The organism is Methylobacterium brachiatum (assembly GCF_900113845.1).
In the GTDB taxonomy this organism is placed as follows: domain Bacteria; phylum Pseudomonadota; class Alphaproteobacteria; order Rhizobiales; family Beijerinckiaceae; genus Methylobacterium; species Methylobacterium brachiatum.
Genome location: NZ_FOQW01000006.1, coordinates 248,808 through 263,946, shown reverse-complemented (window position 1 = coordinate 263,946; position 15,139 = coordinate 248,808). Strand labels below are relative to the sequence as shown.

Genomic DNA, 15,139 nt, shown 5'->3' with positions numbered 1-15,139 from the left:
CGCTGGCGCCCCGGCGCCAGCGGATTACGATGCGAGACAATCCGCGGGCGGCCGATCCCGGTCGGCGGCCCGCGCAACCGGAAACGCGTTCTTGAAGAGGTCGACCATGCACCCCGTCGCGAGCGCCCGCCGGGCGCCCTTCGGCCGCGCGCAGGCGCAGCCCCGTTCCCGCGCCCGCTCCTTCATGGCGGCGATCCTGGTCGGCGCCTCGTTCGCGACCGCGTCCCTGCCGGTCCCGGCCTTCGCCAAGGGCCCGGCCTCCCTGGCCGATCTCGCCGATCAGGTCACCGACGCGGTGGTCAACATCTCCGCCTCCACCACGGTCGAGGCGCGCAACAGCCGCGCCATGCCGCAGCTGCCCCCGGGCACGCCCTTCGAGGACCTGTTCGAGGAGTTCTTCAACCGCCGCGGCGGCGGTGGCGGGAAGGGCGGCGAGCGCGGCGACAACGACACCCCGCGCCAGCAGCGCAAGTCGAACTCCCTGGGCTCCGGCTTCATCATCGACGCCTCCGGGATCGTGGTCACCAACAACCACGTCATCGGCGACGCCAACGACATCCAGGTGATCCTGCACGACGGCACCAAGCTGAAGGCCGAGATCATCGGCAAGGATTCGAAGATCGACCTGGCCGTGCTGCGGGTGAAGCCCACCGCCGAGCGCCCGCTGAAGGCGGTGCCGTTCGGCAAGTCCGACACGATGCGCCCCGGCGACTGGGTGATCGCCATCGGCAACCCGTTCGGGCTGGGCGGCTCGGTCTCGGCCGGCATCGTCTCGGCGCGCGGCCGGAACATCGAATCCGGACCCTACGACAACTACATCCAGACCGACGCGGCCATCAACAAGGGCAATTCGGGCGGCCCGCTGTTCAACATGGACGGCGAGGTGATCGGCATCAACACGGCGATCCTGTCGCCCACCGGCGGCTCGGTGGGCATCGGCTTCGCGGTGCCCTCGGACACGGCCAAGCCCGTGATCGACCAGCTGCGCGACTTCGGCGAGGTCCGCCGCGGCTGGCTCGGCGTGCGCATCCAGAACGTCGACGACGCCACCGCCGAGGCGCTCAACCTCAAGGGCGGTGCCCGCGGCGCCCTGGTGGCCGGCGTCGACGAGAAGGGCCCGGCCAAGACCGCCGGGATCGATGTCGGCGACGTCATCGTGAAGTTCAACGGCGCCCCCGTGAAGGCGTCGGGCGACCTGCCCCGGATCGTCGCCTCGACCCCGGTCGGCCAGAAGGTCGACGTGGTCGTGGTCCGCAAGGGCGAGGAGCTGACCAAGCCGGTCACGCTCGGCCGGCTCGAGGATACCGACAAGCCGCAGCTCGCCAATCTGCGCCAGCCCGAGCCCGAGAGCGCGACCCGTCAGGCGCTCGGCCTCAACCTCTCCGGCATCACCGACGAGCTGCGCAAGAAGTTCGGGATCAAGGATACCGTGAAGGGCGTGGTCGTCACCCGCGTCGATCCGAACTCGACCGCGGCCGACAAGCGGATCCAGCCCGGCGAGGTGATCGTCGAGGTCGGCCAGGAGGCGGTGAACACCCCCGCCGACGTGACCAAGCGGGTCGAGGCGCTCAAGAAGGACGGGCGCAAGTCGGTCCTGCTGCTGGTGGCGAGCGCCACCGGCGACGTGCGCTTCGTGGCGCTCGGGCTCGAATAAGAGCCTCTCACGAAACTCCCGCCGCACCGTCGCGTGCGAACGGAGAGCTCCCGGGAACCGGGAGTTTTGTGAGGTACTCTAAGCCGATCCCGCATCGAGACACCGAGGGCCGTCGCTCCGAGAGGATGCGGCGGCCTTCGCGTTTTCGGGGATGGGAGCGGTTGCATTGACGCGGCGGATCGGTGCCGCACACTGCTCTGGCGAATCGGTGCGGCTCGGAGTCTGTCGAACGCCATGGCCGCCGTCGCCTTCGACACGCTGAAATTCGCCCGCGCCCTGCGCGAGAAAGCGAAGCTGTCGCCCGAGCAGAGGGAAGGGTTCGCCGACGTGCAGGCGGACATCCAGGTCGTCCGCGGGGACATCGAAGCCCTGAAGATCCAGACCCGCGCCGATATCGCAGCGCTGCGGCTCACGACTCGGGCCGATATCGCGTCCGCAAAAGTCGAAACTTTGCGCTGGCTCGTCGGCGCGATCGGCTTTCAGACCTTGGCCGTCCTCGGCGCGGTGATCACGCTCACCCGCACCTTTCACTGAACCCTCACCCCACGAACTCGGCCGCCGCGTAGCCCTGCAGGTACAGGAGCGCGGTGAGGTCGCCGTGCTCGATCCGGACCCGGGCGGCGGCCGCCACCGCGGGCTTGGCCCGGAAGGCGACGCCGAGGCCGGCCTCCGCCAGCATGTCGAGGTCGTTGGCGCCGTCGCCGACCGCCAGGGTCTCGGCGGGGGCGAGCCCGAGGGCGTCGCGCAGCGCGATCAGCGTCGCGCGCTTCTCCGCCTTGCCGACGATCGGGTCTTCCACGGTGCCGGTGAGCCGCCCGTCCGCCACGCCGAGCACGTTGGCCCGATGCTCCTCGAAGCCGATCATCCCGGCGATCGGGCCGGTGAACAGGGTGAAGCCCCCGGAGACCAAGCAGGTGCGGGCGCCGTGCGCCCGCATCGTCCGCACCAGCGTCGGCCCGCCCGGGGTGAGGCTGAGCTGATCGGCGATCAGCCCGTCCACCGCCGTCACGGGAATGTCTTTGAGGAGCGCCACGCGCTCGCGCAGGGCCGGCTCGAACGCGATCTCGCCGCGCATCGCCCGCTCGGTGATCGCCGCGACATGGTCCTTGAGACCCAGCGTCCCGGCAAGCTCGTCGATGCATTCCTGCTCGATCATGGTCGAATCCATGTCGGCCAGGAACAGCCGCTTGCGCCGATGCGCGTCGGCCGGCAGCACGGCGAGGTCGATCGGCTCGCCGGAGAGCGCGGTCCGCAGCCGTTCCGTCAGAGCACCCGCGTCAGCGGGATCGCCCGGCACCAGGATTTCGGCGGCAACCTCCCCGTGCAGGATCCGCGGCGGGTGCTCCGTCCCGAGCACGGCGCGCGCCTCGGCCAGCACCGCACCGGTGATGGACGGCCGAGCCGGGTTTGCTATCAGGACCGCGACCAGCATCGTGGAGTTTCGCCTTGCCAGACCGGGAGGAGACCGGGGGGCGCCCGGCGGCGATCCTCATCGCAGGGCCCACCGCCTCGGGCAAGTCGGCGCTGGCCGCCCGTCTGGCGCTGCGCCACGGCGGCGTGGTGATCAACACCGATTCGATGCAGGTCTATCGCGACCTGCGCCGCCTCACCGCCCGGCCCGACCCCGAGGAAGAGGCGCGGGTGCCCCACCGACTCTACGGCCATGTCGACGGGGCGGTGAACTATTCCGTCGGGCAGTTCTCCCGGGACGCGACCGCGCTTCTGGCGGAGCTCGACGGCCGGCTGCCGATCTTCGTCGGCGGCACCGGCCTGTATTTCCGGGCCCTGGAGCAGGGATTTTCCGAGCTGCCGCCGGTCCCCGACGCGGTGCGCGCGCAGGTACGGGAGGCGGCCGAGGGCCGCCCGACCGAGGCGCTGCACGCCGACCTCGCCCGGCACGACCCGGACGGCGCCGCCCGCCTGCGCCCGAGCGACCGCATGCGGGTGATGCGCGCCCTGGAGATCTTCCTGGCCACGGGCCGGCCGATCGCGAGTTTTTATGGCGACCCCGTGCCCGGGCCGCTCGCCGGCCGGAACCTCCAGAAACTGTTCCTGGCGCCCGACCGGGCGGAGCTGCGCGCCCGCATCGACGCCCGCTTCCGCACGATGATCGCCGAGGGCGCCCTCGACGAGGTCTTTCGCCTGCGCGCGCGAAATCTTGACCCGATGCTGCCGGTGATGCGCGCCCACGGCGTGCCGGGCCTGATCGCCCATCTCGACGGGGCGCTGGATCTAGAAGAAGCGATCGCCCGCGGCCAGACCGATACGAGGGCCTACGCCAAGCGGCAATTCACATGGTTCCGCCACCAGATGGGAACGGATTGGCGCTGGCTCGATCCGGACGAGGCGACTGGGTTGTGAGGGCGATGTCTTAACTGGAGCTGCGGTCGCGCAGCTTTCCAGGTGGGGCGTAGGTTCCCCTCTCCCCGCAAGCGGGGCGAGGGGAGATGTGCCAGCCTCAGCGCTCCAGCCGGGCCACCAGGCTCGACGTGTCCCAGCGGTTGCCGCCCATGGCCTGCACTTCGGCGTAGAACTGGTCCACCAGCGCCGAGACCGGGAGCTTGGCGCCGTTGCGGCGGGCCTCGTCCAGCAGGATGCCGAGATCCTTGCGCATCCAGTCGACCGCGAAGCCGAAGTCGAACTTGCCCTGGTTCATGGTCTTGCCGCGATTCTCCATCTGCCAGGAGCCGGCGGCGCCCTTGGAGATCACGTCGAGCACCGCCTCGACGTCGAGGCCGGCGCGCTTGGCGAAGTGGACGCCCTCGGACAGGCCCTGGACCAGGCCGGCGATGCAGATCTGGTTGACCATCTTGGTGAGCTGGCCGGAGCCCACCGGGCCCATCAGCCGGCAGGCGCGGGCGAAGGCGCCGATCGCCGCCTCGACCTTGGCGTAGGTCTCCGGCTCGCCGCCGCACATCACGGTGAGCACGCCGTTCTCGGCGCCGGCCTGGCCGCCGGAGACCGGCGCGTCGATGAAGCCGAGCCCCTTGGCCTTGGCCACCTCGGCGAGCTCCCGGGCGACCTCGGCCGAGGCGGTGGTGTGGTCGACGAAGACCGAACCGGCCGCCATGCCGGCGAGCGCACCGTCATCGCCCAGCACGACGCTGCGCAGGTCGTCGTCGTTGCCGACGCAGGCGAACACGATCTCGGCGCCCGCGACCGCCTCCCGGGGCGTGGCCGCGAAGGCGCCGCCATGGGCCTTCACCCAGGCCTCGGCCTTGGGCGTGGTCCGGTTGTAGACGGTGACGTCGTGGCCCTTCTTGGCCAGGTGCCCGGCCATCGGGCCGCCCATCACGCCGAGACCCAGGAATGCGACCTTCGCCATGGTTGTCCGCTCCTCCGAGGGCCGGACCGCGCCGGCGCCCTTCCTTCGCTCACGACAGGCGGCGACGGGGTCCACAGGCCGGCCCGTGAGGACGGTCGGGGCCGTGCCGATGACCCGATGTGACAGATTGGGGCGTCATGCCGCCCGCGAAGCTGCATCACAGCTCGGATCGCTTGCGTCAACGCCGGACGAATAGGATAAACCGCCGGTGTAGCCCGGGACCCGCGAGTCCCAGCCGGCGGCCTTGGGCGGCCCCGAGCGCGAGGCAATCGAAGGGAACGCGAGATGGGTACGGCGATCGGCAGGCACGGGCCATGGGCCCTCGTGGGAGCGCTCGGCGCCGCGGCTTTGGCGATCGTGGCCAGCCAGCGCGGCGAGACGATCAACGCCCTCTGGATCGTGGTCGCGGCGGTCTGCGTCTACATGATCGCCTACCGCTACTATTCCAAGTTCATCGCCGAGAAGGTGATGCGCCTCGACCCGAAGCGCCTCACGCCGGCGGTGCGCCACAATGACGGGCTCGACTACGTGCCCACCAATCGCGGCGTCCTGTTCGGGCACCATTTCGCGGCGATCGCTGGTGCGGGCCCGCTGGTCGGCCCGGTCCTGGCGGCGCAGATGGGCTACCTGCCCGGCATGCTGTGGATCCTGGCCGGCGTGGTGCTGGCCGGCGCGGTCCAGGACTTCATGGTCCTGTTCGTGTCGATGCGCCGGGACGGCCGGTCGCTCGGCGAGCTGATCCGGGCCGAGCTCGGCACCGTGCCGGGTATCATCGCGCTGTTCGGCACCTTCCTGATCATGGTGATCCTGCTGGCCGTGCTGGCGCTGATCGTGGTCAAGGCGCTGGCCGAGAGCCCGTGGGGCACCTTCACGGTGATGTCGACGATCCCGATCGCCATGCTGATGGGCGTCTACTCGCGCTACATCCGCCCGGGCCGGATCGGCGAGGTCTCGATCCTCGGCTTCGTCCTGCTGATGCTGGCCATCGTGGGCGGCGGCTCGGTGGCCGCGAGCCCGGTCTGGGGCCCGGCCTTCACCTTCACGGGCCCGCAGCTGTGCTGGATGCTGATCGGCTACGGCTTCGTGGCCTCGATCCTGCCGGTCTGGCTGCTGCTGGCGCCGCGGGACTACCTCTCGACCTTCCTCAAGATCGGCACCATCGTCGGGCTGGCGCTGGGCATCGCCGTCGTCGCCCCGCACCTGCAGATGCCCGCGATGACGAAGTTCGTCGACGGCACCGGCCCGGTCTGGGCGGGCGGCCTGTTCCCGTTCCTGTTCATCACCATCGCGTGCGGCGCGGTCTCGGGCTTCCACGCCCTGATCTCGTCCGGCACCACGCCGAAGCTCATCGCCAACGAGGCGGATGCCCGCTTCATCGGCTACGGCGGCATGCTGATGGAATCCTTCGTGGCGATCATGGCGCTGGTCTCGGCCTGCGTGATCGACCCGGGCGTCTACTTCACCATGAACTCGCCCGCGGCGCTGCTCGGCACCACCCCCGAGACCGCCGCCGCGGCCGTGACCAAGCTCGGCTTCGCCACCACCCCCGAGGTGATCACCCAGACGGCGGCGGATGTCGGCGAGCACACGATCATCTCGCGCGCCGGCGGCGCCCCGACCCTGGCGGTGGGCATGGCCCACATCATCTCCTCGGCCATCGGCGGCAAGGCGATGATGGCGTTCTGGTACCACTTCGCCATCCTGTTCGAGGCCCTGTTCATCCTCACGGCCGTGGATGCGGGCACGCGCGCCTGCCGGTTCATGGTGCAGGATCTCGTCGCCCTGGCGGTGCCCTCGTTCAAGAACACCACCTCCTGGGGGCCGAGCATCGCGGCCACCGCCATCGCGGTCGGCGCCTGGGGCTACTTCCTGTACCAGGGCGTGACCGACCCGCTCGGCGGCATCAACACCCTGTGGCCGCTCTTCGGCATCTCCAACCAGATGCTGGCCGCGGTGGCGCTGACGCTCTGCACGGTGGTGATCTTCAAGATGAAGCGCGAGCGCTACGCGTTCGTGACCATCATCCCGACCGCGTGGCTGTGCCTGTGCACCCTCACGGCCGGCTGGCAGAAGCTGTTCTCCGCCGACCCGAAGATCGGGTTCCTGGCCCATGCCGAGCGCTACGCGACGGCCGCGGCCGAGGGCAAGCTCCTGGCTCCGGCCAAGAACGCCGCCCAGATGGACCAGATCATCCTCAACGACCGGATCGACGCGGTGCTGGCGGCCCTGTTCATCGGCCTCGTGGTCGCCATCGCGGGCTTCGGCATCGCCGCCTGCCTGAAGGCGTGGCGGGCCGACCGCTGGACCGCGCTCGAGACCGAGCCGCGCCTGGCCGCGGCGGAGTAGGGCGCGCCATGGAACCACAGCAGAGCCTGCGCCGCCGCCTCCAGACGCTGTCCAAATGCGTCTGCGACGGCGCCCGGCTGATGGTGGGGCAGGGGGATTACGCGGCCTACGCCGCCCATATCCGCCAGACCCATCCCGACCAGGCGCCGATGTCGGAGCTGGAGTTCTTCCGCAACCGCGAGAACGCCCGCTTCGGCGTGGGGAACACCTCGGGATTCCGCTGCTGCTGACGGGGGCGGTGACGGCGGCGTCAAACGGTGCAGGGCTTGTCGTCTCGCACCGTCATTGCGAGCGCAGCGAAGCAACCCAGGGCAGCGCGCGATCCCCGAAGGTAGCGCGTCGCTAGGTTGCTTCGCTGCGCTCGCAATGACGGGGAAGGCGGGACGGCCGCCTTCAACCAGAAACCGGATGCGGCGCCGCCATGCGCCGGCCTGCGAAACCATAACGCGAGCGCCGACCATCAGTCCCCGGCGCAAGCGCGGCCGGATCTTGACTCGGCCGCCACAATATCCGCCATCTCCGACCGCACGGGAGGTCGGCATGAGCATTTTCCAGGACGCCATCCTTCGGTTCGGCCGCACGATCATGTCGTATGCGGGCGATGCCGTCTTCCTCCAGGCCGCGGTCTCGGCCGCGGCCAACGTCATCGTGGCCGATGGCGACGTCGCCGAGGAGGAGATCGAATCGGCGATCAGCGGCATCCGCGCCAACCCGATCCTCGAGAAGTCCTACGACACGCTGCGGGTCGAGCAGGAGCTCTACGAGGCCATCGCCCGGGCCAAGACCCGCGCCGGCCGCCTGGAGAACCTGCGCCTGGTGGGCGCCATCGTCGAGCGGCCGATCGACCAGCGCCAGGACGTGTTCCTGATCGGCGCCGACGTGGCCGATTTCGGCGGCATCAGCGAGGTCGAGCACAAGGCGCTCGATGAGATCGGCGCGGCGCTGCAGGTCGACAAGTCGGCGCTGCTGCGTTGAGCCGCTTCGGCGGCCGGTCGTCCGGCGGGGTTTGACCCGCCGCAACCTGCGGCCTCCGGCGGATCGACCTTGCGCGCCTGGGCGACAGCTTGGCGCGGGCCGGGCGTTGCTTGAACCGCCCCGCGCGATGCGCAACGCTTCCGGCCGGCCGCGAATCGGCGGCCCGCGTGGGGCGCGGGATGGACGTTCGGAACACGGTTTCGGCTGACATGCCCGAGCGCGGCGGCGAGATCGCCTTCGACAGGTCGCTCGCCGGGCTGACCGGGATCGTCGTGAAGGGGTTCCTGCTGACGCTGGTCACCTTCGGCATCTATCGGTTCTGGTACGCGACGAACCTGCGGCGGTTCTTCTGGAGCCGCACCCTCGTGGACGGCTCGCCCGCCGCCTATACGGGCCATGGCCGCGACCTGTTCCTGGGCTTCCTCGTGGCGATCGTGCTCCTGGCGCCGATCTCCACCGGCCTGTCCGCCCTGTCGCTGCTCCTGCCCGATTCCCCCCTCGTCGCCTCCGGCCTCGGCTTCGGCGTGCTGTTCCTGCTCGGGCAGTTCGCGCTCTATCGCGGGCGGCGTTACCGGGCCACCCGGACCCTGTGGCGCGGCATCCGGCTCGGCCAGGACGGTTCGGGCCTGGCCTACGCGGCTCTGGCCACGGCCGGGTGGCTCTTGGTTCTCGCGACCCTCGGCCTCGCCTTCCCGTTCATGCGCGCGGCCCTCGAGCGCTACCGCATCCGCCACACCCTGGTCGGTACGAGCCGGATGGAATCGGATGCCCGCGGCCTGGCGGTGCTGCGGAACTGGCTGCTGCTCTGGGCCCTCGTGGCGGTGCCGGTCGTGCTGCTGCTGGCCCTCGGCCTGGCCGAGGATGGGTGCGGGCCGATGCTGGATGCCGCCCTGGCTTTGCCGAAGGAGAGGGCCGAAGCGCTGCCCGACTGGGTACCGACCGGCTGCGACAGCGTCGTCCAGGTCCTCGCGGCCGTGTTCGTGGTCCTGCTCGTTGTGGCGGCCCCGATGGTCCTGGTGCTGTATCCCTACTACCGCGCCCGCGAGACCCGGGCCTTCCTGAGCGCCATCCGGCTGGGCGAGGTCCGCCTCGTCTCGCACCTGACGGCGTGGGACCTCTACCGGCCGTACCTGGCCTATATCGTCCAGTGCCTGAAGCTCGGTGTCGTCATCACGCTCGTAGCGGCCGTCCTGGCGGTGCTCGCCACGCTGTTCTTCGGCCAGGCGGTCTCGCAGAACGGGGAGGGCCCGATCTTCGGAATGGCGATCGTCGTGGCCATCTATGCCTGGTACCTGGCCGCCTCGGTGGTCCTGTACGTGCGCGTCCTGAAGGCCGGGCTCTGGCGCGCCGTCGCCGAGACCACGCGGATCTCGGATGCGGCCGCCCTGGGGGCGATCGTCGCCGCCGCCCGCGGCGCCAGCAGCAGCCTGGGCGAGGGCATGGCCGATGCCCTCGACGGGCACGGCATCATCGATATCGGGCTTTGAGGGACCGGGCATGGCGGCGCTCACCGGCGCGGGCCGCTACTTCGACGGCCGCACCGCGCGGCCCGTGCCGGTCTCCCTGCGCCTCGAAGCGGGACGCCTGGCGGTGTCGGGCCCGGACCTCTGGCGCGACTGGAACGGCCTCGACCTGCGGGCCGAGGATGCGCGCCCGCCGCTGATGCGGGTCGGGCCGGCGGACACGCCCGAGCGGGTCGAGTTCTCGGACGAGGCCCTGGCCGCGGCCCTCGAGGCGCTCTGCCCGGACCTGCATGTCGGGCCGGCCGGGCAGGGGGGCACCCTGACGGTGGCGCTCTGGTCGATGGCGGCCGGGATCACGCTCCTCGGCCTCGCGGCGTTCGGCGTGCCGGCCCTGGCCGACGCAATCGCGCCGCTGGTGCCCGCGGCGGTGGAGGAGCGCATCGGCGCCCTGGTCGAGGACCAGATCGGGTCTCTGCTCGGCAACCCGCCCGCCTGCGCGGCGCCGGAGGGGCGGGCCGCCCTGGGCCGGCTGGTGACTCGGCTGCGCGGGGACCTGCCGCCGGGCCTGCGCGTGAGCGTGCGCCGCTCCCGCACCGACGCCAATGCCCTGACGCTGCCGGGCGGCCGGGTCATGGTCCTCTCGAAGCTGCTCGATGAGGCGCGCTCGCCGGACGAGTTCGCCGGCGTGCTCGCGCATGAATTCGGCCACGTGGCGGCCCGGGACCCGACCCGGTCCCTGATCCGGAGCTCCGGTATCGCCTACCTGCTCGGGTATCTCGTCGGCGACGTGGCCGGCTCGGCCGTGATCGTCGCGCTGGGGGAGAACGTGCTCTCCGCCGGCTACAGCCGGGAGGCCGAGCGGGCGGCCGACGCCTATGCGGTCGCCGCGGTCACCCGCGCCGGGGGCGACGCGGCTGCCCTCGCGACCATCCTGGAGCGGATCGCCGCGGACCGGGACGAGAGTCTCGCCTTCCTGCGCAGCCACCCGTTCACCCGGGAGCGGGCCGCCGCGATCCGCTCGCGCGCCACCCCGCCGGCCGCCGACCGGCCGCCGCTCCTCGACGCCCCGTCCTGGGCGGCGCTGCGGGCGATCTGCGCGACCAATCCGCCCGGATAGGCCCGCCCTGCGGCGTCGCGGCCCGTCCCTTGCTCTAGCGGACATGATAGCGAAACAGGCTTGGCGTCCGGTGCGCCGGCACGCGACGCGAAGGGGCTGGCCTGGCGCCGGCCGGCGGAGACCGCATGGGCCTCGTCCTCTACGCTCTCAAGTTCCGGATCACGACCTACGTGCTCGCCGTACTGATGATGCTCGGTGGCGTCGGCGCGATCGTGGTCATGCCCAAGGACGTGCTGCCGGTCGTCGACATCCCGGTGGTGGTCGTGGTCTGGACCTATACCGGCCTGTCCACGCCGGAGATGGAACAGCGCATCACGACCTATGCCGAGTACGGCATCTCCAACAACGTCAACAACATCCGCCGCATGGAATCGACCACGCTGCAGGGCACGGCGGTCCAGCGCGTCTATTTCGATCCCGCGGTCAGCATCGATCTGGCCATCGCCCAGGTCGTGTCCTCGACCAACTCGATCCGGGCCGCGATGCCGGCCGGCACCCAGCCGCCGATCATCGTGCGCTACTCGGCCTCCTCGGTCCCGGTGATCCAGCTGGCCCTGACCTCGGCCAAGGACGGGCTGAACCAGGTCTACGACTACGCCCAGTACCGGATCCGCCAGACGCTCGCGCAGGTGCCGGGCTCGACCCTGCCGTCGCCGTTCGGCGGGGCGCCGCGCCAGATCATGGTCGACCTCGACCTCAACGCCCTCCAGGCGCTCGGCCTGACGCCGCTCGACGTCACCAACGCCATGACGGCCCAGAACCTCACGGTGCCGTCGGGCCTCGCCAAGATCGGCGAGCAGCAATACCCGATCCAGCTCAACGCCACGCCGCCCTCGATCGAGACCCTCAACCTCGCGCCGATCAAGGTCGTGGCCGGCCAGCCGGTGCTGATGCGCGACGTCGCCTATGTCCGCGACGGCGGGCCGCCGCAGATCAACGTGGTCCGGGCCGATGGCGGCCAGGCCGTGCTGATGCAGGTGATCAAGAACGGCACCGCCTCGACCCTCAACGTCGTCAACAACGTCAAGGCGGCGATGCCGACGATCCGGGCCGCCGCCCCCGAGGGGCTGACGATCAAGCCGCTGTTCGACCAGTCGGTCTTCGTCTCGAACGCCATCGAGGGCGTGCTGCACGAGGCCGCCATCGCGGCGGCGCTCACGGGGCTGGCGATCCTGCTGTTCCTGGGCTCGTGGCGCTCGACCCTGATTGTGCTGATCTCGATCCCGCTCTGCGTGATGACCTCCCTGGCCGTTCTGGCCGCGCTGGGCGAGACCATCAACGTCATGACCCTGGGCGGCCTCGCGCTCGCGGTCGGCATCCTGGTGGACGACGCCACGGTGGCGATCGAGAACACCTACCGGCTGTTCGAGGAGGGCGAGGAGTTCCGCGAGAGCGTGGTCCACGGCGCCGCCGGCATCGCCAAGCCGGCTTTGATCTCGACCCTGTCGATCTGCGCGGCCTTCACGGCGGTGTTCGCGCTCACCGACACGCCGAAATACCTGTTCACCCCGCAGGCGCTCGCGGTCGTGTTCGCGATGCTGACCTCCTACCTGCTGTCGCGTACCCTGGTGCCGCTCATGATCGACGTGATCGTGGCGCCGGAATACGCCCAGAAGCACGCCAAGGACCGGGACGAGCGCGCCCCGCCCCGCCAGGGCCGCATCGCCCGGGCCTTCGGCCTCGTCTCCGCGCCGGCGCTCCGCCTCGCCGGGCGCGCCCACGGGGCGTTCGAACGCGGCTTCACCCGGTTCCACCGGGGCTATGTCGGGCTGCTCCACGCGGTGCTGGCCCGCCGGATCGCCACCCTGGCGGTGGTCGGCTGCGTCTTCGGGATGACCGGCGTGCTGTTCGTCTTCGTCGGGGAGGATTACTTCCCCGAGATCGAGGCGAGCCAGATGACCCTGCACCTGCGCACCCGCACGGGCATGCGCATCGAGACCACCCAGCAGGTCTTCGCCGAGGTCGAGGACACCGTCCGGGAGGTGATCCCGCCGGGCGAGATCGAGCAGATCCTGGACAATATCGGCCTGCCCTCGACCAACTACAACTTCGCCTTCTCGGACGGCTCGTTCGTCTCCTACAACGACGGCCAGATGCTGATCAGCCTCAAGGAGGGCCACGGCTCGGTGGCGCTCTACAAGAAGCGCCTGCGCGCGGTGCTGATGAAGCGCTTCCCCGACCTGATCGCCTATTTCCAGCCCGCCGACATGATCACCCAGATCCTGAATTTCGGCGTCATCACGCCGATCGACGTGCAGGTCTCCGGCCGGCACAAGGAGAAGGACCTGGAGGTCGCCCAGCGCATCGTCCAGCGGCTCAAGCACACCAAGGGCCTGGTCGATGTCCACCTGCAGCAGATCGTCAACGAGCCGCAATTCTACGTCGACGTCGACCGGCGCCTGGCCTCCGAACTCGGGCTCACCGAGCAGCAGGTGGCGCAGAACATGAACATCTCGCTGTCGGGCAGCTACCAGGTGACGCCGAACTTCTGGCCCGACCCCAAGACCGGGATTCCCTACCAGCTCTGGGTGCAGACGCCGGAATACCGCAACGCCTCGCTCACCGACCTGCGCAACACGCCGATGTTCGTGCGCGCGGCCGCCACCGCCGGTACCGGCCCCGGCGTGCTGACCCTGCTGTCGAGCCTGGCCGAGCTGCGCCGGGTGCCGACCCAGACGGTGATCAACCACGTCAACATCCAGCCGACCTTCGACATCTTCGCCTCGGTCCAGGACCGGGACCTCGGCTCGGTCGCCCGCGACATCGACGCGATCGTGCAGGACGAGCAGAAGAACCTGCAGGCGCCCGACAAGATCACGGTGCGCGGCCAGATCGAGAACATGCGCAGCGCGTTCTTCCGCCTGGAGATCGGGCTCGGGATCGCGCTGATCGCCGTCTACCTGCTGATGGCGGTGAACTACCAGAGCTGGGGCGACCCGTTCGTGGTGATCGCGGCCCTGCCGATGGCGTTCTGCGGCATCACCTTCGCGCTGTTCATCACCGGGACCGCCTTCTCGATCCCGTCGATCTTCGGGGCGATCATGTCGGTGGGCATCGCCTCGGCGAACTCGATCCTGCTCGTCACCTTCGCCAAGGAGCACCGGGAGGCCACCGGCTGCAGCGCCCTGGAGGCGGCGATCACCGCCGGCGAGACCCGCCTGCGGCCGGTGCTGATGACCGCCTCGGCGATGTTCTTCGGCCTGATCCCGATGGCGCTGGGCACCGGCGAGGGCGGCGAGCAGAACGCCGCGCTGGCCCGCGCCGTGATGGGCGGCATCGCCTTCGCCACCCCGGCGACCCTGCTGCTGGTGCCGTTCCTCTACGTGCTGCTGCGCAGCGGCCCCGCGCAGCCGGTGCAGGATTATCTGGAGGCGGAGGGCCGCGCGGCGGCGGCGTGAGGGCGATGTCCCACCCGCGCCCTCATCCTGAGGTGGGGGCGGAGCGCGCCTCGAAGGAGCCCTCGAGTGGGCCGCGCGCTGCCTGGAGGCCGCCGCTCGGCTTCGTCGCTTCGCGATGAGCAGAGCGTTCGGAATGTCCGTCGTGTCGGCTGGCGCGTCCCCGTCGCCGCGATCGGGGTGACGGGGAGGCGCCGGGGCGTCGCCCCTACCCCTCCTTGAAGCCGTATTCCGGCGTGTCGTCGTCGTTGCCGTAATACTTGTACGGCAGGAACTTGCCCGACATCGTCAGCTTCACCCGGTCGCCCTTGTTGTTGGCCTCCCGGGCCATCTCCATGTTGAAGTCGATCGCCGACATGATGCCGTCGCCGAATTCCTCCTGGATCAGCTCCTTGAAGGTCGTCCCGTAGACCATCACCAGCTCGTAGAACCGGTAGATCAGCGGGTCGGTGGGCGGCATCGCCGGGATCGAGCCGCGATAGGGCGCCTCGTTGAGCATCCGCTCCTCGGCGACCGTCAGGCCGAACAGCTCCGCCGCCCGCCGCGCCTGCGCCTTGGGCAGCTTCATCTGGCCCATGCAGGCCGCGGTGATCAGGAACGGCGAGAGGCCGCCGATCGCCTCGTGGATATGGGCCCAGCTCCAGCCCTTCTCGCGTTTGATGTCGAGCAGCTTCTCGGTCAGGTCGGCGCGCTTCATGCGGGGCTCCGTGTGGGGATCAGGCGGGTTGGGGAAGGGCCGCGGGCGGTACGCGGCCTGCGGCCTCGGCTGGGCCGAAACGCGCGGGATCCGCGCCGAAGCAAGGGATACGCCAGCCAATTCCTCGCGGCGATGGCCAAGGATGGCCAAGGATGACCGAGCGCGGC

At 70.4% G+C, this 15,139-nt stretch carries 12 protein-coding genes; 9 read left to right on the top strand and 3 right to left on the bottom strand.

From position 1 onward, the window contains the following. The first annotated feature begins 106 nt into the window (after positions 1–106). Both BMZ47_RS09400 and BMZ47_RS09395 read left to right on the top strand, forming a co-directional pair. The gene (locus BMZ47_RS09400; RefSeq protein WP_091861117.1) at positions 107–1,654 is read left to right on the top strand and encodes a Do family serine endopeptidase; all 1,548 of its coding nucleotides are present in this window, start codon (positions 107–109) and stop codon (positions 1,652–1,654) included. Between the two features lie 234 nt (positions 1,655–1,888). After that, positions 1,889–2,188: a hypothetical protein gene (locus BMZ47_RS09395; protein WP_091861113.1), complete on the top strand. Its 300-nt coding sequence runs from the start codon at positions 1,889–1,891 to the stop codon at positions 2,186–2,188. 4 nt (positions 2,189–2,192) lie between these two features. Here the strand turns inward: BMZ47_RS09395 and serB are convergent, their stop codons facing one another. Beyond that, positions 2,193–3,086, bottom strand: a complete 894-nt coding sequence (gene serB / locus BMZ47_RS09390; protein ID WP_091861110.1) for a phosphoserine phosphatase SerB — start codon at positions 3,084–3,086, stop codon at positions 2,193–2,195. 14 nt (positions 3,087–3,100) lie between these two features. On the opposite strand from serB, the gene miaA reads away from it, so the two are divergent. Beyond that, entirely contained in the window at positions 3,101–4,015 is a 915-nt protein-coding gene (gene miaA, locus BMZ47_RS09385; protein WP_091861108.1) for a tRNA (adenosine(37)-N6)-dimethylallyltransferase MiaA, read from the top strand. A gap of 97 nt (positions 4,016–4,112) precedes the next feature. Here miaA and BMZ47_RS09380 read toward each other — a convergent pair whose 3' ends face one another. Continuing rightward, positions 4,113–4,979 carry an NAD(P)-dependent oxidoreductase gene (locus tag BMZ47_RS09380; protein ID WP_091861105.1) on the bottom strand — a complete coding sequence of 289 codons (867 nt, stop codon included), beginning with the start codon at positions 4,977–4,979 and terminating at the stop codon, positions 4,113–4,115. Between the two features lie 285 nt (positions 4,980–5,264). On the opposite strand from BMZ47_RS09380, the gene BMZ47_RS09375 reads away from it, so the two are divergent. From BMZ47_RS09375 to BMZ47_RS09350, 6 genes are all read left to right on the top strand, one after another. Next, positions 5,265–7,325 (top strand): carbon starvation CstA family protein, encoded by a 2,061-nt coding sequence (locus BMZ47_RS09375; RefSeq protein ID WP_007567587.1) that lies wholly within the window; start codon positions 5,265–5,267, stop codon positions 7,323–7,325. Positions 7,326–7,333: 8 nt separating this feature from the next. Then, positions 7,334–7,555 (top strand): YbdD/YjiX family protein, encoded by a 222-nt coding sequence (locus tag BMZ47_RS09370; RefSeq protein ID WP_007567586.1) that lies wholly within the window; start codon positions 7,334–7,336, stop codon positions 7,553–7,555. A gap of 310 nt (positions 7,556–7,865) precedes the next feature. Then, complete coding sequence (locus tag BMZ47_RS09365) at positions 7,866–8,300, top strand: tellurite resistance TerB family protein (RefSeq protein WP_007567585.1); 435 nt, start codon at positions 7,866–7,868, stop codon at positions 8,298–8,300. Positions 8,301–8,509: 209 nt separating this feature from the next. Further along, positions 8,510–9,787, top strand: coding sequence for a DUF898 family protein (locus BMZ47_RS09360; RefSeq protein WP_244536773.1), 1,278 nt, complete (start codon positions 8,510–8,512; stop codon positions 9,785–9,787). A gap of 10 nt (positions 9,788–9,797) precedes the next feature. Continuing rightward, positions 9,798–10,880 carry a M48 family metallopeptidase gene (locus BMZ47_RS09355; protein ID WP_091861099.1) on the top strand — a complete coding sequence of 361 codons (1,083 nt, stop codon included), beginning with the start codon at positions 9,798–9,800 and terminating at the stop codon, positions 10,878–10,880. 125 nt (positions 10,881–11,005) lie between these two features. After that, positions 11,006–14,278: an efflux RND transporter permease subunit gene (locus BMZ47_RS09350; RefSeq protein WP_091861097.1), complete on the top strand. Its 3,273-nt coding sequence runs from the start codon at positions 11,006–11,008 to the stop codon at positions 14,276–14,278. A 205-nt stretch (positions 14,279–14,483) separates the two neighbouring features. On the opposite strand, the gene cynS is transcribed toward BMZ47_RS09350, so the two are convergent. Continuing rightward, positions 14,484–14,972 (bottom strand): cyanase, encoded by a 489-nt coding sequence (cynS, locus tag BMZ47_RS09345; RefSeq protein WP_007567581.1) that lies wholly within the window; start codon positions 14,970–14,972, stop codon positions 14,484–14,486. Between the last annotated feature and the right edge of the window lie 167 nt (positions 14,973–15,139).

Excerpts from the sequence above, each read along its gene's own strand:
- BMZ47_RS09375 (WP_007567587.1), top strand. The coding sequence starts at position 5,265 with ATGGGTACGGCGATCGGCAGGCACGGGCCATGGGCCCTCGTGGGAGCG.
- BMZ47_RS09380 (WP_091861105.1), bottom strand. The coding sequence starts at position 4,979 with ATGGCGAAGGTCGCATTCCTGGGTCTCGGCGTGATGGGCGGCCCGATG.
- BMZ47_RS09365 (WP_007567585.1), top strand. The coding sequence starts at position 7,866 with ATGAGCATTTTCCAGGACGCCATCCTTCGGTTCGGCCGCACGATCATG.
- BMZ47_RS09370 (WP_007567586.1), top strand. The coding sequence starts at position 7,334 with ATGGAACCACAGCAGAGCCTGCGCCGCCGCCTCCAGACGCTGTCCAAA.
- BMZ47_RS09350 (WP_091861097.1), top strand. The coding sequence starts at position 11,006 with ATGGGCCTCGTCCTCTACGCTCTCAAGTTCCGGATCACGACCTACGTG.
- BMZ47_RS09400 (WP_091861117.1), top strand. The coding sequence starts at position 107 with ATGCACCCCGTCGCGAGCGCCCGCCGGGCGCCCTTCGGCCGCGCGCAG.
- serB (WP_091861110.1), bottom strand. The coding sequence starts at position 3,086 with ATGCTGGTCGCGGTCCTGATAGCAAACCCGGCTCGGCCGTCCATCACC.
- BMZ47_RS09355 (WP_091861099.1), top strand. The coding sequence starts at position 9,798 with ATGGCGGCGCTCACCGGCGCGGGCCGCTACTTCGACGGCCGCACCGCG.
- BMZ47_RS09360 (WP_244536773.1), top strand. The coding sequence starts at position 8,510 with ATGCCCGAGCGCGGCGGCGAGATCGCCTTCGACAGGTCGCTCGCCGGG.
- BMZ47_RS09395 (WP_091861113.1), top strand. The coding sequence starts at position 1,889 with ATGGCCGCCGTCGCCTTCGACACGCTGAAATTCGCCCGCGCCCTGCGC.
- cynS (WP_007567581.1), bottom strand. The coding sequence starts at position 14,972 with ATGAAGCGCGCCGACCTGACCGAGAAGCTGCTCGACATCAAACGCGAG.